General features: G+C 70.1%; 14 protein-coding genes. 6 read left to right on the forward strand and 8 right to left on the reverse strand.

The genetic code is table 11. From position 1 onward, the window contains the following. Nucleotides 1-88: 88 nt before the first annotated feature. Complete coding sequence (gene def, locus OG214_RS33335) at nt 89-649, forward strand: peptide deformylase (protein WP_405986816.1); 561 nt, start codon at nt 89-91, stop codon at nt 647-649. Between the two features lie 8 nt (nt 650-657). Here the strand turns inward: def and OG214_RS33340 are convergent, their stop codons facing one another. Next, on the reverse strand, nt 658-1,302 hold the full coding sequence (locus OG214_RS33340; protein ID WP_363082426.1) for a TetR family transcriptional regulator: 645 nt from the start codon (nt 1,300-1,302) through the stop codon (nt 658-660). A gap of 179 nt (nt 1,303-1,481) precedes the next feature. Here OG214_RS33340 and OG214_RS33345 point away from each other — a divergent pair, with 179 nt between their 5' ends. Next, nucleotides 1,482-2,714 carry an acyl-CoA dehydrogenase family protein gene (locus OG214_RS33345; RefSeq protein ID WP_382855640.1) on the forward strand — a complete coding sequence of 411 codons (1,233 nt, stop codon included), beginning with the start codon at nt 1,482-1,484 and terminating at the stop codon, nt 2,712-2,714. 98 nt (nt 2,715-2,812) lie between these two features. Here the strand turns inward: OG214_RS33345 and OG214_RS33350 are convergent, their stop codons facing one another. Next, a complete protein-coding gene (locus OG214_RS33350) occupies nt 2,813-3,301 on the reverse strand; it encodes a glutathione peroxidase (protein WP_363082424.1) in 489 nt (162 codons plus the stop codon). 85 nt (nt 3,302-3,386) lie between these two features. Between OG214_RS33350 and OG214_RS33355 the strand changes: the two genes are divergently transcribed. Continuing rightward, complete coding sequence (locus OG214_RS33355) at nt 3,387-3,647, forward strand: DUF6011 domain-containing protein (RefSeq protein WP_363082423.1); 261 nt, start codon at nt 3,387-3,389, stop codon at nt 3,645-3,647. 3 nt (nt 3,648-3,650) lie between these two features. On the opposite strand, the gene OG214_RS33360 is transcribed toward OG214_RS33355, so the two are convergent. Together OG214_RS33360 and OG214_RS33365 are read right to left on the reverse strand one after the other, a co-directional pair. Further along, nucleotides 3,651-4,532: an acyl-CoA thioesterase gene (locus tag OG214_RS33360; RefSeq protein WP_383034680.1), complete on the reverse strand. Its 882-nt coding sequence runs from the start codon at nt 4,530-4,532 to the stop codon at nt 3,651-3,653. Nucleotides 4,533-4,660: 128 nt separating this feature from the next. Beyond that, complete coding sequence (locus OG214_RS33365; RefSeq protein WP_363082421.1) at nt 4,661-7,234, reverse strand: DUF3516 domain-containing protein; 2,574 nt, start codon at nt 7,232-7,234, stop codon at nt 4,661-4,663. A 75-nt stretch (nt 7,235-7,309) separates the two neighbouring features. Between OG214_RS33365 and OG214_RS33370 the strand changes: the two genes are divergently transcribed. Beyond that, entirely contained in the window at nt 7,310-8,101 is a 792-nt protein-coding gene (locus OG214_RS33370; protein WP_363082420.1) for a metal-dependent hydrolase, read from the forward strand. A 117-nt stretch (nt 8,102-8,218) separates the two neighbouring features. On the opposite strand, the gene OG214_RS33375 is transcribed toward OG214_RS33370, so the two are convergent. From OG214_RS33375 to OG214_RS33385, 3 genes are all read right to left on the reverse strand, one after another. Beyond that, nucleotides 8,219-10,000: an ABC transporter ATP-binding protein gene (locus tag OG214_RS33375; protein WP_405986817.1), complete on the reverse strand. Its 1,782-nt coding sequence runs from the start codon at nt 9,998-10,000 to the stop codon at nt 8,219-8,221. Beyond that, the gene (locus OG214_RS33380) at nt 9,997-11,898 is read right to left on the reverse strand and encodes an ABC transporter transmembrane domain-containing protein (protein ID WP_405986818.1); all 1,902 of its coding nucleotides are present in this window, start codon (nt 11,896-11,898) and stop codon (nt 9,997-9,999) included. Before OG214_RS33380 ends, OG214_RS33375 begins: the two co-directional genes overlap by 4 nt. Nucleotides 11,899-12,256: 358 nt before the next feature. After that, nucleotides 12,257-12,700, reverse strand: a complete 444-nt coding sequence (locus tag OG214_RS33385) for a MarR family winged helix-turn-helix transcriptional regulator (protein ID WP_382855661.1) — start codon at nt 12,698-12,700, stop codon at nt 12,257-12,259. A gap of 128 nt (nt 12,701-12,828) precedes the next feature. Between OG214_RS33385 and OG214_RS33390 the strand changes: the two genes are divergently transcribed. Next, nucleotides 12,829-14,667: an ABC transporter ATP-binding protein gene (locus OG214_RS33390; protein ID WP_405986819.1), complete on the forward strand. Its 1,839-nt coding sequence runs from the start codon at nt 12,829-12,831 to the stop codon at nt 14,665-14,667. 172 nt (nt 14,668-14,839) lie between these two features. Further along, nucleotides 14,840-15,721, forward strand: a complete 882-nt coding sequence (gene mltG / locus OG214_RS33395; protein WP_363082415.1) for an endolytic transglycosylase MltG — start codon at nt 14,840-14,842, stop codon at nt 15,719-15,721. Between the two features lie 12 nt (nt 15,722-15,733). On the opposite strand, the gene OG214_RS33400 is transcribed toward mltG, so the two are convergent. Next, a complete protein-coding gene (locus tag OG214_RS33400; protein WP_405986820.1) occupies nt 15,734-16,825 on the reverse strand; it encodes an NAD(P)-binding domain-containing protein in 1,092 nt (363 codons plus the stop codon). Nucleotides 16,826-16,926: the final 101 nt, after the last annotated feature.

A 16,926-nucleotide genomic window follows, 5' to 3' on the forward strand; every position in this document is an offset into this window, starting at 1 on the left:
GGGGTCAGCCTATCGAGATCCGGCCAAGGGCCCGAACCGCGGCACCGGGCGGGAAGGCGGAGGTCACCGTGACCGTACCCTGACCGGCATGCGAAACCGTTCGATCCCCGGCAGCACCGGACGAGTACGTGCCTTGAGAATGCTGGGCGATCCGGTGCTGCACGCCCGCTGTGAGCCTGTCACGGACTTCGGTCCCGCGCTGTCGGAGCTGATCGAGGACCTGTTCGCGACGATGTACGCCGCTCGGGGGGTCGGGCTCGCGGCGAACCAGATCGGCGTACCGCTCCGGGTGTTCGTGTACGACTGCCCGGACGACGAGGACGTCCGCCATCTCGGACACCTCGTCAATCCGCGGCTGACCCGGGCGGACGAGATCGTTCTGCGCGGCCCCGAGGGCTGTCTCTCGCTGCCGGGCATCGAGGCGGGTACGGAGCGGTACGACCATGCCGTGGCGGAGGGCGTCGACCGGCACGGTGAACCGCTGCGGATCGAGGGAACGGGCTTCTTCGCGCGCTGTCTCCAGCACGAGTGCGATCATCTGGAAGGCACGGTCTACCCCGACCGGCTCACCGGCAGGCGCCGCTCCAGAGTGCTGCGCGCCGCACGCCGCGCGCCCTGGTCCGCCGCCACGGCGGACTCGTACGTCTGATGGAGCGTTCAGAACCCGGGTCCGCCTTCGCGGTCGTCCACCGAGGCCAGCCGGCCCCACAGCAGATCCGCCAGGCTCCGTACCAACTGCTCGCGTGAGCAGGGCCGTTCACCGAGCCACCAGTCACCGGCCCCGTGCATCATCCCGACGATGCCATGGCCCCAGACCCGGGAGAGCTGCCCGCTGTCCGGACCGAGGTCGACCCGCTCCTCGATGACCTTGGCCAGCTCCTCGCCGAGACGCCGCAGCAGCGGAGCCGAGTGGCGGCCCACGTCGAAGCCCTGCTCGGGCAGTTGGGTGTCCTCGGCGGGATGCATCAGGAACCGGTAGACCTGGGGGCGCGCCTCGATCGCGGCGAGATACGTGTCGAGCGTGGCCTCCACGCGCCGGCGGCGCTCGGCGGGCGCGTCGAGCGCGGTCCGCAGGGCGTCGAGCAGCGCGTCGGTATGGCGCTTGGCGAGCGCGCGGTAGAGCCCGCCCTTGTCGCCGAAGTGACGGTAGAGAATGGGCTTGGTGATGCCCGCCTCGGCGGCGATGGCGTTCATGGAGGCGTGCGGGCCGTCCCGGAGCACGACCCGGTCGGCGGCCTCCAGCAACTGGCGTCTGCGCTGTCGCGCCGACCGCTGCTGTTCGGCCTGCTGTGTGGTCTCCATAGCTGATGTCTCCCCGCCCATGCGATTGCCTGACGCACCGGCAACGTAACACCCTGGCCGAGATCAATGCTGATCAGACCATGGCCGGTTGACATTTTCTACCTACCGGTAACAGACTGGCGTTACCGTGGGTAACATGTGTGAGCGGCACCGTGGTGACGCAGTGTGGGAGGGGAACCGTGGCCGAGTTCACGTTTGAACTCAATGACGACCAGAAGCAGGTCCGTGACTGGCTGCACGGCTTCGCCGCGGACGTCATCCGTCCCGCCGCCGCGGAGTGGGACGAGCGTGAGGAGACCCCCTGGCCGGTCATCCAGGAGGCCGCCAAGATCGGTGTCTACTCCCTCGACTTCTACGCCCAGCAGTTCTTCGACCCCACCGGTCTCGGTATCCCGATGACCATGGAGGAACTGTTCTGGGGCGACGCGGGCATCGCCCTGTCGATCGTCGGTACGGGCCTGGCGGCCGTGGGTGTCCTCGCCAACGGTACCGACGAGCAGATCGGTACCTGGATTCCGCAGATGTACGGCGACGTGGACGAGGTGAAGCTCGCCGCCTTCTGCTCGTCGGAGCCCGACGCCGGCTCCGATGTCGGCGCCATGCGCACCCGCGCGGTGTACGACGAGGCGAAGGACGAGTGGGTGCTGAACGGCACCAAGACCTGGGCGACCAACGGCGGCATCGCCCATGTCCATGTCGTGGTCGCCGTCGTCGACCCGGAACTCGGTTCGAAGGGCCACGCCTCCTTCATCGTCCCGCCGGCCACCCCCGGTCTCTCCCAGGGCCAGAAGTTCAAGAAGCACGGTATCCGCGCCTCCCACACCGCCGAGGTCGTCCTGGAGGACGTCCGGGTCCCCGGGCACTGTCTGCTCGGCGGGAAGGAGAAGCTGGACGAGCGGCTCGCACGGGCCCGTGAGCGGGCGAGGACGGCGCCGGGCGGTGAGCGGGTCAGGAACGCGGCCATGGCCACGTTCGAGGCCTCACGCCCCGCGGTCGGCGCGATGGCGGTGGGCACGGCCCGTGCGGCGTACGAGGTCGCGCTCGACTACGCGAGGACACGCAGCCAGTTCGGCCGCCCGATCATCGACAACCAGGGCATCGCCTTCCAACTGGCCGACATGCGGACCCGGATCGACGCGTCCCGGCTGCTGGTGTGGCGGGCCTCCTGGATGGCGGCCACCGGAAAGCCGTTCACCTCCGCCGAGGGCTCGATGTCCAAGCTGTACGCCAGCGAGACGGCGAAGCAGGTCACGGCCCAGGCCGTGCAGATACTGGGCGGCAACGGCTTCACCCGTGAGTACCCGGTGGAGCGCATGCACCGGGACGCCGCGATCTACACGATCTTCGAGGGGACGAGCGAGATCCAGCGTCTGGTGATCGCCCGCACCCTGTCGGGCATGCCGATCCGCTGAGGGTCGTAGTCGATGCCGAAGCCGATGCCGCGGCTACTGCTACTGCTACGGCCACGCACCGGGGCCGCCACGCGCGCGGCGGCCCCGGCGAGGACGGGTCAGCCGGGAAGCTGCGCCTCGATCGCCGCGATGACCTCGGGGTCCTCGGGCTCCGTACGCGGCCGGATCCGGGCGACGACCTCACCCTTGGGGGAGAGCAGGAACTTCTCGAAGTTCCACTGGACGTCCCCCGTCTCGCCCTGGGCGTCGGCCGACTTCGTCAGCTCCGCGTAGAGCGGATGCCGGGTCTCCCCGTTCACATCCGTCTTCTCCAGCAGCGGGAAGGTGACACCGTACGTCGCCGAGCAGAAGGTCTGGATCTCCTCCGCGGTGCCGGGCTCCTGTCCCGCGAACTGGTTGCTGGGTACGCCGAGGACGGTGAAGCCCCGCTCGCCGTACTGCTGCTGGAGCCGCTCCAGACCGGCGTACTGGGGGGTGAGGCCGCACTTGGACGCGACGTTCACCACGAGTACGGCCTTGCCCTCGTAGGCGGCCAGGGAGGTGGGTTCACCCGTGAGGGTGTGCAGCGGGATGTCGTACAGAGTCATCAAGATCTCCTCGGTCTCCGGCGTTCCTCCCCATTGTGGACCCGCGCACGACGGCCGCCTCCGGCGGGCTGATAGATCTTGGGACATGCGTGTATCCGGGATCGACGACGACGGTCCGGGCGAGGGCCCGGACGACTTCGGACGGCTGCCGGGCTCGGAGCCCGACCCCGGCCCGCCGGATCCACGCCGCGAGATCAGATGCGGTATGTGCGGCCGGCCGCTCACCGGTACGGCATCGCGCCGTACCGGCCTCGGGCCCGCCTGTGACGCCAAGCTCCATCCGCCCGCGCCGGACATCAGGACCCGTCGGCGCGAGGCCGACCAGGATCCGCTCCCCGGCGTCTGAGACCTACGGCACGGCCGGGTCGAGCCGCCGGAACAGACCCTCCTGCACCACCGAGACCAGCAGCCGGCCCTCGCGGTCGTAGATCCGGCCCCGCGCCAGTCCCCGGCCGCCCGTCGCGATCGGGGACTCCTGGTCGTACAGGAACCACTCGTCCGCGCGGAACGGGCGGTGGAACCACATCGCGTGGTCCAGCGACGCCATGTCGAAGCCCCGCGGCCCCCAGAGCGGCTCGACGGGGATCCGTACCGCGTCCAGCAGCGTCATGTCGCTCGCGTACGTCAGCGCGCAGGTGTGGACGAGCGGATCGTCGCCCAGCGGCCCCACCGCGCGCATCCACACCGCGCTGCGCGGATCCGCGTCCTTGATCTCCTCCTGGGTCCAGCGCAGCCGTTCCACATATCTGATGTCGAAGGGCTGGCGCCGGGCCATCCGCTCCAGCGGCTGGGGCAGCCGGCCCAGATGGGCGCGCACCTCCTCGCTGACCGTCGGCAGGGTCTCCGGGTCGGGGAACTCCAGCCGGGGCGGGAGCTGGTGCTCGAAGCCGGCCTCCTCCGGACGGTGGAAGGACGCCGTCAGATTGAAGATCGTGCGGCCCTGCTGGACGGCGGTGACCCTGCGGGTGGTGAACGACCGGCCGTCCCTTATCCGTTCGACCTGATACACGATCGGCACACCTGGGCGGCCCGGCCGCAGGAAGTACGCGTGCAGCGAGTGGACCGGCCGGTCCCCGTCGGTGGTACGGCCCGCCGCCACCAGGGCCTGGCCCGCCACCTGGCCGCCGAAGACCCGTTGCAGCGATTCCTGAGGGCTGCGCCCGCGGAAGATGTCGACCTCGATCCGCTCCAGATCGAGCAGATCGACCAGCCGCTCGGCGGGGTTCGTCATGACGCGGTGTGCTCCGTTCTCCGTCTCGTTCCCGTTCCCGGTCCAGGTCTCGTCCCGGTCCCGTCTCCCCCGTGCCGCCGGGTGCCCGGCCGGCGGCTCATGGCCGTGCCCGGAGCCGTCCGCCGCACTCAGAGCTGCCCCACGGATGTGACACGCACCACGGCCAGGCCCTCCTCGTCGGAGGCCGCCAGATCGACCTCCGCGCTGATGCCCCAGTCATGGTCGCCGTTGGGGTCGGCGAAGGTCTGGCGGACCCGCCACAGACCGTGCGCCGGGTCCTCCTCGATGGCGAGCAGCTTGGGGCCACGGGCGTCGGGCCCGGTGCCCAGGTCCTCGTACTCGTCCCAGTACGCGTCCATCGCCTCGCCCCAGGCATCCGCGTCCCACCCCGACTCGCCGTCCAGCTCGCCCAGTTCGCCGACCTTGTCCAGGGCGGCCAGCTCGACACGGCGGAACATCGCGTTGCGTACGAGGACCCGGAAGGCGCGGGCGTTGGCCGTGACCGGCCGGACCTGATCGGCCTTCTCCTGCGCCTGCTCGGCCGTCTCCACCTCCGGATTGGCGAGCTGCTCCCACTCGTCGAGCAGACTGGAGTCGACCTGACGCACCATCTCACCGAGCCACGCGGTGAGATCCTCCAGGTCCTCCGACTTCAGATCGTCCGGAATGGTGTGTTCCAGCGCCTTGTACGCGCCCGCCAGATAGCGCAGCACAATGCCCTCGGTCCTGGCCAGCTCGTAGAACGAGGTGAACTCGGTGAAGGACAGCGCCCGTTCGTACATGTCCCGGATCACCGACTTGGGCGAGACGGGATGGTCGCCCACCCAGGGATGGCTCTTGCGGTAGGTGTTGTACGCGTGGACCAGCAGCTCTTCGAGGGGCTTGGGGTACGAGACGTCCTGGAGCCGCTCCATCCGCTCCTCGTACTCGACACCGTCCGCCTTCATCGCGGCGACCGCCTCACCGCGCGCCTTGTTCTGCTGGGCCGCGAGGATCTGCCGCGGATCGTCCAGCGTGGACTCGACGACGGAGACCATGTCCAGCGCGTACGAGGGGGATTCGGGGTCCAGCAGCTCGAACGAGGCCAGCGCGAAGGTCGACAGCGGCTGGTTGAGCGCGAAGTCCTGCTGGAGATCGACCGTGAGCCGGACGATACGGCCCTCCGCGTCCGGGGTCTCCAGCCGCTCCACGACCCCGCCGTCCAGCAGCGAACGGTAGATCGCGATGGCCCGCCGGATGTGCCGGAGCTGCTGTCGACGCGGCTCGTGATTGTCCTCCAGCAGCCGGCGCATCGCCTCGAAGGCATTGCCCGGCCGCGCGATCACCGACAGCAGCATGGTGTGGGTGACCCGGAAGCGCGAGGTCAGCGGCTCGGGATCGGAACCGATGAGCTTCTCGAACGTGGTCTCCGACCAGGCGACAAAGCCCTCGGGGGCCTTCTTGCGCACCACCTTGCGGCGCTTCTTCGGATCGTCCCCCGCCTTGGCGAGCGCCTTCTCGTTCTCCACGACATGCTCGGGCGCCTGAGCCACGACCAGCCCCGCCGTGTCGAATCCGGCGCGGCCCGCCCGGCCCGCGATCTGGTGGAACTCCCGGGCGCGCAGGGTGCGGACGCGACTGCCGTCGTACTTGGTGAGCGCGGTGAACAGCACCGTACGGATGGGAACGTTGACACCGACGCCGAGTGTGTCCGTACCGCAGATGACCTTCAGCAGACCGGCCTGGGCGAGCTTCTCCACCAGTCGCCGGTACTTGGGGAGCATGCCCGCGTGGTGCACCCCGATGCCATGGCGCACATAGCGGGAGAGATTGCGGCCGAACTTGGTGGTGAAGCGGAAGTTGCCGATCAGATCGGCGATCCGGTCCTTCTCCTCGCGCGTGCACATATTGATGCTCATCAGCGACTGCGCCCGCTCGACGGCTGCGGCCTGGGTGAAGTGCACGATATAGACCGGCGCCTGCTTGGTCTCCAGCAGCTCGGTCAGCGTCTCGGTGATCGGGGTGAGGCGGTACTCGTACGACAGCGGGACCGGGCGCGTCGCGGACCGAACGACGGAGGTGGGCCGGCCCGTACGGCGGGTCAGGTCCTCCTCGAAGCGTGAGACATCGCCGAGGGTCGCCGACATCAGGATGAACTGGGCCTGCGGCAGTTCCAGGATGGGGATCTGCCAGGCCCAGCCGCGGTCCGGCTCGGCGTAGAAGTGGAACTCGTCCATCACGACCTGGCCGATGTCCGCGTACTTGCCGTCGCGCAGCGCGATCGACGCCAGCACCTCGGCGGTGCAGCAGATCACCGGGGCGTCGGCGTTCACGGAGGCGTCGCCGGTCAGCATGCCGACGTTCTCCGTGCCGAAGAGTTTGCAGAGGTCGAAGAACTTCTCCGAGACCAGTGCCTTGATCGGCGCGGTGTAGAAGGTGACCTTGTCTTGAGCCAGCGCCGTGAAGTGCGCACCCGCCGCGACCAGGCTCTTTCCGGAGCCGGTGGGGGTGGACAGGATGACGTTGGCTCCGGAGACCACCTCGATCAGCGCCTCCTCCTGAGCCGGATAGAGCGTGATGCCCTGGCCTTCGGCCCAGGAGGAGAAGGCCTCGAAGAGGGCATCGGGGTCGGCGTCCGGCGGGAGCTGATCGATAAGGGTCACGCCCCCATCTTGCCTGTCTTCCCCCTGGATACGGGAACCGGCCGGGGAAGCGAAGATCACGGACGGTACCCTGGCCTGTCAACTGGGCCCCCGTACGCGGGGCTTCACCACAACTGCACCGGGGCGGGTACAAGCATGATGGGACCGGCACACTCTCTGTCGGGGGCCGCGGCCTGGCTGGGGGTGGGCGCGGCGACGGCTGCCGCGGGCCACGGTATGCCCTGGCCGGTCCTGGTGGTCGGCGCGCTGATCTGCGCGGGCGCCGCGCTCGCCCCCGATCTGGACCACAAGGCGGCGACGATCTCCCGGGCGTTCGGCCCGGTGTCACGGACGCTCTGCGAGATCGTGGACAAGCTCTCGTACGCCGTCTACAAGGCCACGAGGAAGCCGGGCGACCCTCGCAGGAGCGGCGGCCACCGCACACTGACCCACACCTGGCTCTGGGCGGTGCTGACCGGGGCCGGCGCCTCGGCGGTGGCGTACGCGGGCGGACGCTGGGCGGTGCTCGCGATCCTGTTCGTCCATCTTGTGCTCGCCGTGGAGGGCCTGCTGTGGCGGGCCGCGCGGGTCTCCAGCGATGTGCTCGTCTGGCTGCTCGGCGCCACCAGCGCCTGGATCCTGGCCGACGTCCTGGACAAGCCGGGCAACGGCGCCGACTGGCTGTTCACCGCCCCGGGACAGGAGTACCTCTGGCTGGGCCTGCCGATCGTCCTGGGCGCGCTGGTGCACGACATCGGGGACGCGCTGACGGTGTCGGGCTGCCCGATCCTGTGGCCCATCCCGCTGGGCCGCAAGCGCTGGTACCCGATAGGCCCGCCGAAGGCGATGCGATTCCGGGCCGGCAGCTGGGTGGAGCTGAAGGTACTGATGCCGGCGTTCATGCTCCTGGGCGGCGCGGGCGCGGCGGCGGCACTGGGCGTCATATAGGGACTGGCGGCAGACCGGGACCGGGCCGGGCCGCGGGCCCGGTCCGGGGAGCGGTCCGCCACCGCCGTGTCCGGCGGCGGGGCGTCCGGCACCTCCACGCACCGGACGCCGCTCGCGTCAGCCGTGCCAGGAGCGCCACAGCGCCGCGTAGGCGCCGTTGGCCGCCACCAGTTCGTCGTGGCTGCCCAGCTCGCTGATCCGGCCCTCCTCGACCACCGCGATCACATCCGCGTCATGCGCGGTGTGCAGCCGGTGGGCGATCGCCACGACCGTACGGCCGTCCAGGACCTTGGCCAGCGAGCGCTCCAGATGCCGGGCCGCCCTCGGGTCCAGCAGCGAGGTCGCCTCGTCGAGCACCAGGGTGTGCGGATCCGCGAGCACCAGCCTCGCCAGCGCGATCTGCTGGGCCTGCGCCGGAGTCAGGGCCGTACCGCCGGAGCCGACCCCGGTGTCCAGACCGGCGTCCAGCGCCCGCGCCCAGCCGTCCGCGTCGACCGCCCCGAGGGCCGCCCACAGCTCGGCGTCCGCCGCGCCCGTACGGGCCAGCAGGAGATTGTCGCGCAGCGAGCCCACGAACACATGGTGCTCCTGGTTGACCAGGGCGACATGCTTCCGCACCCGCTCGGCGGGCATCCGGGACAGCTCCGCCCCGCCGAGGGTGATACGGCCCCGTCGCGGCCCGTAGATCCCCGCGAGCAGCCGGCCCAGTGTCGACTTCCCCGCTCCCGAGGGGCCGACCAGGGCGAGCCTGGTGCCGGGGCTGACGTCCAGCGTCACCTGGTGCAGTACGTCGACGCCCTCGCGGTAGCCGAAGTGGACCTCGTCGGCACTGACGTCCCGGCCGTCCGGCACGACCGACGCGTCGCCGGCCTCCGGCTCGATGTCCCGTACCCCGACGAGCCGGGCGATGGACACCTGCGCGACCTGGAGTTCGTCGTACCAGCGCAGGATCAGACCCACCGGGTCCACCAGCATCTGGGCGAAGAGCGCGCCCGTCGTGAGCTGCCCGACCGAGATCCAGCCCTGGAGGACGAAGACGCCGCCCATCACCAGCACGGCCAGGAAGATCGTCGTATGGGTGAGATTGATGACCGGGAACAGCACCGACCGCAGCCACAGCGTGTACCGCTCCCACGCCGTCCACTCCGCGATCCGCTGCTCCGACAACGCCACCCGGCGCTCCCCGAGGCGGTGCGCCTCCACGGTCCGGCCGGCGTCGACGGTCTCGGCGAGCATGGCCGCGACGGCCGCGTACCCGGCGGCCTCCGAGCGGTACGCCGAGGGCGCCCGCCGGAAGTACCAGCGGCATCCGACGATCAGCAGCGGCAGCGCCACCAGCACCGCGAGCGCCAGCGGCGGCGCGGTGACGGCCAGCGCGCCGATCAGCAGTCCGGCCCACACCACGCCGATCGCGAGCTGCGGTACGGCCTCGCGCATGGCGTTCGCGAGCCGGTCGATGTCGGTGGTGATACGGGAGAGCAGATCGCCGGTCCCCGCGCGTTCCAGCACACCGGGCGGCAGCCCGACGGCCCTGACGAGGAAGTCCTCGCGCAGATCCGCGAGCATCTCCTCGCCGAGCATCGCCCCGCGCAGCCGTACCAGCCGGGTGAACACGGTCTGGATCAGCAGCGCGACGGCGAACACCGCCGCCGTGCGCTCCAGATGCAGCTCACGCGCCCCGTCGGCCAGATCCTCGACGATGCCGCCCAGCAGAAACGGGCCCACCATCGAGGCGATCACCGAGACCGCGTTGACGGCGACCAGCAGGATGAACGCCTTGCGGTGCCGGCTCAGCAGCTCGCTCACATAGGCCCGTACGGTCGCGGGGGTCCCGACCGGCAGGGTCGTCGCCGACTCCGGTGCCGCCGGGTCGTACGCCGGTGGCGCCACGCCGATCATGCTGATTCCTCGATCTCTTCCCGGGCCCGCGGCGACGCCGGCTCCATGATGTGCTCTCGCTCCGGGCGCTGTTCCCGTCCGGTCTCTTCCCGCTGTTCCGGTGCCTGTTCTCGTTCCTGTTCTCGTCCCTGATCCTGTGCGTGGTCTTGTTCGTGTTCGGTCTCGCGGGTGACGACCGCCCGGTAAGCGGCGTCGCTCCGCACCAGCTCGCGGTGGACACCCACCGACGCGACCTCGCCGTCGTGGAGGAAGACCACACGGTCCGCGTGGTCCAGCAGCAGCGGTGAGGAGGCGAACACCACGGTCGTACGGCCGGCCCGCAGCTCCTTCACGCCCTGGGCGATCCGTGCCTCCGTGTGCGAGTCCACGGCGGACGTCGGCTCGTCGAGCACGAGCACCTCCGGGTCGGTCACCAGCGAACGGGCCAGCGCCAGCCGCTGGCGCTGCCCGCCGGAGAGCGAACGGCCGCGTTCGGTGATCCTGGACCGCATCGGGTCACCGCTGCCGTCCACCGACGCCTGGGCGAGCGCGTCGAGGACATCCGCGCACTGGGCGGCGGTGAGTGCCTTCTCCGGATCGACCGCGCCCGAGGCCGGGATGTCCAGCAGCTCCGTGAGCGTGCCGGACAGCAGCACCGGATCCTTGTCCTGGACGAGAACACTGGCCCGTGCGGCGTCCAGCGGGAGATCGTCCAGCGCCACCCCGCCGAGCAGTACGGACGGACTCTTCTCCTCCTCGGCCGCATGGCCCCCGAGCCGTTCGGCGAGCCTTCCCGCCGCGTCCGGATCGCCGCAGACCACGACGGTCAGCAGTCCGGCCGGGGCGAGCAGCCCGGTGGCGGGGTCGTACAGATCCCCGGTCGGCCTGGCGTCGTCGAGACCGCCGCGCTCGTCCTCGTACGCCGTCCGCTCCAGCGACAGCACGCGCGCCGCGCGCTTCGCGGAGGGCCGGGAGAAGGAGTACGCCATGGCGATCTCCTCGAAGTGCCGCAGCGGGAAGAGCAGCAGGGTCACCGCGCTGTAGACGGTCACCAGACCGCCGACCTCGATCCGTCCGTCCAGGGCGAGGCGGGAGCCGTACCAGATGACGGAGATCAGCATGACGCCCGGCAGCAGCACCTGGATCGCCGAGATCAGCGACCACATACGGGCGCTGCGGACGGCGGCCTCGCGCACCTCCTGCGAGGCGGCGCGGTAGCGGCCGAGGAACAGCTCCTCGCCGCCGATGCCGCGCAGTACCCGCAGCCCGGCGACGGTGTCCGAGGCCAGTTCGGTGGCCTTGCCGGCCTTCTCGCGCTGGACATCGGCCCGCTGGGTGGCGCGGGGGAGCAGCGGCAGTACGGCGAGGGCGAGGACCGGCACACCGACGGCGACCAGCGTCCCGAGCTCGGGCAGATAGAGCACCAGACCCACACAGATCATCACGATCGCGATGGCGGCGGCCAGGAAGCGCGAGAGCGCCTCGACGAACCAGCCGATCTTCTCCACATCGCCGGTTGAAACGGCTACGACCTCACCGGCGGCCACCCGGCGGGTCAGCGCGGAGCCCAGGTCCGCGGTCTTGCGGGCCAGCAGCTGCTGGAGACGCGCGGCGGCGGTGATCCAGTTGGTGACGGCGGAGCGGTGCAGCATGGTGTCACCGACGGCGATGGCGGCTCCGAAGAGCGCGATGAGGGCGCCGGCGAGGGCGAGCCGGCCGCCGGAGCGGTCGACGACCGCCTGGACGGCGAGGCCGGCGCCCACCGAGAGACCGCCGATACCGGTGAAGTGCACCAGCCCCCAGGCGAGGGCCTTGAGCTGGCCGCCGAGCTGTTTACGTCCGAGCCACAGCAGGAACCGGGGGCCTGACCGAGCGTCGGGGATCCCTGGATCGGGATACGGAAGGTCGCGAATCTGCATGATGTCCCATGACTCGTGGAGTGGCCCAAACCGTGCAAGGTTCGCCCTGGTGGAGGGCCGGGGGCAACGGGTTTTCCGCGCTGAGCGCCAGATCGAGCCAGTTGGGGCCATGCCGGGGGGACATTCCGGAGACAACCCGGAGGGCTGGCCGGAACCCGTCGGCCTGGTCCGATCCGGCAACGGCCGGCGCGCTTCCGCCCCTACCTGTGAGGTGTCCCGGTGGTAGTCCCAGCGTGGATCTGTGGTCCCAGCGTGGATCTGTGGTGCGGATCAGCGGCGCGGGTCTACGGCGGGCAGCCGCGAGGAAGGCCGACCGCTCCCCGGGGCACCCGCCCCGGGTGCTCGGCGGCGGCGCGGCTCAACAGTGGTGGTGGCGACCCCCGTCGACCAGTGTCGACAGCAGTCCGCCGAGCACCTCGCGCTGATCGGCGGTGAGGGGCGCGAGGATGTCCTCCGCCGCGGTCCGCCGCGCGCCGCGCAGCGACCTCAGCGTGGCCCGGCCGCTGTCGGTCAGCTCGATACGGACGACCCTGCGGTTGGTCGGGTCCGGCGCGCGCCGGACCCAGCCGCTCGCCTCCAGCCCGTCGACGAGGCTGGTCACGGCCCGGGGCACCACTTCGAGGCGCTCGGCCAGATCGGCCATCCGCGGCGGCTGGTCGTAATACGCGACCGTGCGCAGCAGCCGCGCCTGCGCGGGGGTGATACCGATCGGCTCCATCTGCCGCTTCTGGGCGCGCTGGAGCCGACGGGTCAACCGCAGCAACTGCTCGGCCAGCATGCCGTCGGCGTCGGGGGTGCTCATACGGGAACAATATCAGGACCCCGTTCATTGTGTACATAGGTAACAGTGAGCTAGGCTCTGAAGCCGACCTTGGAAAACGTATCCGATCCACGCTTCCGCGGAAGCCCTCCCGCCCTTCGAAGGAGCCCATGAAACCCGACGAATCCACCTGGACACCCCCGCCCCGGCCGAAGCGTGAGGGGCAGTCGGAGCCGCCCGCGCAGCTCCGGCGCATCTTCGGTCTCTTCCGCCCCTATCGCGGCCGGCTCGCGATCGTGGGGCTGCTGGTCGCCGCCTCGTCGCTGGTCTCGGTAGCCTCTCCGTTCCTGCTCCGCGAGATCCTCGACACCGCGATCCCGCAGGGCCGCACCGGACTGCTCAGCCTGCTCGCCCTCGGCATGATCGCCACCGCCGTCGTCAACAGCGTCTTCGGCGTGCTCCAGACGCTGATCTCCACGACGGTCGGCCAGCGGGTCATGCACGATCTGCGCACCGGTGTCTACACCCAGCTCCAGCGCATGCCGCTCGCCTTCTTCACCAGGACGAGGACCGGCGAGGTCCAGTCCCGTATCGCCAATGACATCGGCGGAATGCAGGCGACCGTCACCTCGACCGCGACCTCCCTGGTCTCCAATCTCACGGCCGTCGTCGCCTCGGTCGTCGCGATGCTCGCCCTGGACTGGCGGCTCACCGTCGTCTCACTGCTTCTGCTGCCGCTCTTCGTCTGGATCAGCCGTATCGTCGGCCGCGAGCGGAAGAAGATCACCACGGAGCGCCAGCGTCAGATGGCCACGATGGCGGCCACCGTCACCGAATCACTCTCGGTGAGCGGCATTCTGCTCGGCCGCACGATGGGGCGTGCCGACTCGCTGACCAAGTCCTTCGCCGACGAGTCCGAGCGGATGGTCGATCTGGAAGTGCGCTCGAACATGGCGGGGCGCTGGCGCATGTCCACCATCGGCATCGTCATGGCCGCCATGCCCGCTGTCATCTACTGGGCCGCGGGTTTCGCGATGGGCGCCGGCGGCACCGCTGTTTCCATCGGTACGCTCGTCGCCTTCGTCTCGCTCCAGCAGGGCCTGTTCCGTCCCGCCGTCAGCCTGCTCGCCACCGGGGTGCAGATGCAGACCTCGCTCGCCCTGTTCCAGCGCATCTTCGAGTATCTCGACCTGCCGGTCGACATCACCGAGCCCGAGCGGCCGGTCCGTATCGACAGGGCCCGCGGGGAGGTGCGGTTCGACGGAGTCGACTTCAGCTATGACGAGAAGGGCGGACAGCTGAATCTCCAGGGGATCGATCTGACCGTTCCGTCCGGCGGCAGCCTCGCCGTGGTCGGGCCCACCGGCTCCGGCAAATCGACCCTCAGCTATCTCGTACCCCGGCTGTACGACGTGACCGGCGGCCGGGTCCTGCTCGACGGTGTCGATGTGCGCGAGCTGGACTTCGACACACTCGCCCGCGCTGTCGGCGTGGTCTCCCAGGAGACCTATCTCTTCCATGCCTCCGTCGCCGAGAATCTGCGCTTCGCCAAACCGGCGGCCACGGACGAGGAGATAGAGACGGCCGCCAGGGCCGCCCAGATCCATGACCACATCGTCTCGCTCCCCGATGGTTACGACACCCTGGTGGGCGAGCGTGGATACCGCTTCTCCGGAGGAGAGAAGCAGCGGCTCGCGATCGCCCGTACGATCCTGCGCGACCCGCCGGTGCTGATCCTGGACGAGGCGACCAGCGCGCTGGACACCCGTACCGAACACGCGGTGCAGCAGGCCATCGACGCGCTCTCCCGGGGGCGTACCACCATCACCATCGCGCACCGGCTCTCCACCGTCCGGGACGCGGACCAGATCGTCGTTCTCGACGGGGGCCGTGTCGCCGAGCGGGGCACCCATGACGAGCTGCTCCGCCAGGACGGGCGCTATGCGGCCCTGGTCCGCAGGGACAGCCTGCCGGGACACGCCGATGACCTGGCGCCGGTCACCACCTGAGCGTGGTCGTCGCTCTGCCGCGTTCCCGGCGTGAACGCGGCAGCACCGCCACTCCCATGGGACAGCTCCCGTGGGATACCTCCCGTAGGCGGACCACCCCCGTACGTATGCCATCCGTGTCGCCGCACCTCAGGTACCGGGATCGGTGATCACTCCGGGTTACCGTGCCCATATGATGAACGAGCCTCCGGGGGCGAGACCCGGTCGCAGACTCCGTCTGACCCGCCGTGGCCGGCTGGTCCTGCTGGTGGCCACCACCCTCGCCGTCGGGGCGGCGGTGCTGGTGCCCGTACTCCTGATGGGCGGGGAGAGCGGCGACGAGAAGATTTCCAGACTGGTCATTACGGAAGGGCGACGCGCCTCCGAGGTGTTCGCGTCCGTCGACAAGGCCCTGGAACTGCCGATGGGCACCACCAAGGACGCCGCGACCGCCGCGGCGAAGGCCGCGCGGCTCAAACTGCCGGGGGCGGCCAAGGGCAACCCCGAGGGCTATCTCTTCCCGGCCACCTATCCCATCGATTCCTCGACCACTCCGGCCGGGCTGCTGAGCTATATGGTCAACACCGCGAACCAGAAGTTCACGGGCGACCAGGTCACCGCCGGTTCCGAGCGCAACGGTATGACGGCCTATCAGTCGGTCACCATCGCCAGCATCGTGCAGGCCGAGGCCGATTCACCGACCGATATGGCCAAGGTCTCCAGGGTCGTGCACAACCGGCTCGCCCTGGGCATGCCGCTTCAGATGGACTCGACCCTCAACTACGCGCTCAACCGCAACACACTCGACACCACGCACGCCGACACGAAGATCGACAACCCCTACAACACCTATCAGCGCAAGGGGCTGCCGCCGACACCGATCGGGAATCCGGGCGAGGAGGCGATGAACGCGGCGCTCAACCCCTCACACGGCGAGTGGCTGTACTTCGTCACCGTGGCGGAGGGAGACACCCGCTTCACCAACAACTACTCCGAGCACCAGAAGAACGTGGAGGAGTTCAACGAGAAACGTGCCCACGCGAACGGCGACACGGACGGCGACACGGACGGCTGAGAGCGGCCGTGTTCAGACCGCCGCCGCGGGCGCCCGCTCCAGCAGCCGCTTGATGTCCCGTACCGCCGCCCGGCCCGCCCGGTTGGCGCCGATGGTGGACGCCGAGGGGCCGTATCCGACGAGATGGACGCGTTCGTCCCGTACCGCGCGCGTCTCCTCGACCCGGATGCCGCCGCCCGGCTCCCGCAGCCGCAGCGGTGCGAGATGGTCGACGGCGGCACGGAAGCCGGTCGCCCAGAGGATCACATCGGCCTCCACCGTCCGCCCGTCGTCCCAGGCCACCCCGGCGGGGGTGATCCGGTCGAACATCGGCAGCCGGTCGAGTACGCCCTCCTCACGCGCCCTGATGATCGCGTCGTTCAGCGGCAGTCCGGTCACCGAGACCACGCTCTGCGGGGGCAGCCCCTGGCGTACCCGCTCCTCGACGAGCGCGACGGCGGCCCGCCCCTGCTCCTCGCCGAACGGACCCTCGCGGAACACGGGCGGACGCCGGGTCACCCAGGTCGTGTCCGCCGCCACCTTCGCGATCTCCATCAGATGCTGGGTGCCCGAGGCCCCGCCGCCCACCACGATCACCCGCAGACCGGCGAACTCCTCGGGGCCCGGGTAGTTCGCCGTGTGCAACTGGCGTCCCAGAAAGGTTTCCTGGCCCGGATAGCGCGGCCAGAACGGGCGGTCCCAGGTCCCGGTGGCGTTGATCAGCGAACGGGCCGACCAGTTCCCCTCGGAGGTCTCCACCAGCAGCCGGCCGCCGGTGCCCTCGCGTACGGCCGTGACATCGACGGGCCGGTGGACCCGGAGGCCGAAGCGACTCTCGTACGCGGTGAAGTAGCCGCCGATCACCTCGGAGGAGGGACGGCCGTCGTCGGCCGGTCCGGTGATCAGCTCCATACCGGGGAGCGCGTGCATGCCGTGGACCTTGCCGTAGGTCAGCGAGGGCCAGCGGAACTGCCAGGCGCCGCCCGGCCCGGGGGCATGGTCGAGCACGACGAAGTCGCGGTCCGGTTCGAGCCCGGACCGCCGCAGATGGTAGGCGCCGGACAGTCCTGCCTGTCCGGCGCCCACGACCACCACATCGATGTCCCGTACCCCGAAGTCGTTCACGGTTCTACGAACAGCGTCGGGACGGGGAATCTTCCCGCCCATCGGAGGGGTGCCGGTTTGCCCCGGCTCAATGATGCGCGACGTGTGCGTCGGCTCGTGAT

The organism is Streptomyces sp. NBC_00872 (genome assembly GCF_045161915.1).
Lineage (GTDB): Bacteria > Actinomycetota > Actinomycetes > Streptomycetales > Streptomycetaceae > Streptomyces.

Excerpts from the sequence above, each read along its gene's own strand:
- mltG (WP_363082415.1), top strand. The coding sequence starts at position 14,840 with ATGATGAACGAGCCTCCGGGGGCGAGACCCGGTCGCAGACTCCGTCTG.
- OG214_RS33375 (WP_405986817.1), bottom strand. The coding sequence starts at position 10,000 with ATGATCGGCGTGGCGCCACCGGCGTACGACCCGGCGGCACCGGAGTCG.
- def (WP_405986816.1), top strand. The coding sequence starts at position 89 with ATGCGAAACCGTTCGATCCCCGGCAGCACCGGACGAGTACGTGCCTTG.
- OG214_RS33340 (WP_363082426.1), bottom strand. The coding sequence starts at position 1,302 with ATGGAGACCACACAGCAGGCCGAACAGCAGCGGTCGGCGCGACAGCGC.
- OG214_RS33370 (WP_363082420.1), top strand. The coding sequence starts at position 7,310 with ATGATGGGACCGGCACACTCTCTGTCGGGGGCCGCGGCCTGGCTGGGG.
- OG214_RS33355 (WP_363082423.1), top strand. The coding sequence starts at position 3,387 with ATGCGTGTATCCGGGATCGACGACGACGGTCCGGGCGAGGGCCCGGAC.
- OG214_RS33390 (WP_405986819.1), top strand. The coding sequence starts at position 12,829 with ATGAAACCCGACGAATCCACCTGGACACCCCCGCCCCGGCCGAAGCGT.
- OG214_RS33385 (WP_382855661.1), bottom strand. The coding sequence starts at position 12,700 with ATGAGCACCCCCGACGCCGACGGCATGCTGGCCGAGCAGTTGCTGCGG.
- OG214_RS33380 (WP_405986818.1), bottom strand. The coding sequence starts at position 11,898 with ATGCAGATTCGCGACCTTCCGTATCCCGATCCAGGGATCCCCGACGCT.
- OG214_RS33360 (WP_383034680.1), bottom strand. The coding sequence starts at position 4,532 with ATGACGAACCCCGCCGAGCGGCTGGTCGATCTGCTCGATCTGGAGCGG.
- OG214_RS33350 (WP_363082424.1), bottom strand. The coding sequence starts at position 3,301 with ATGACTCTGTACGACATCCCGCTGCACACCCTCACGGGTGAACCCACC.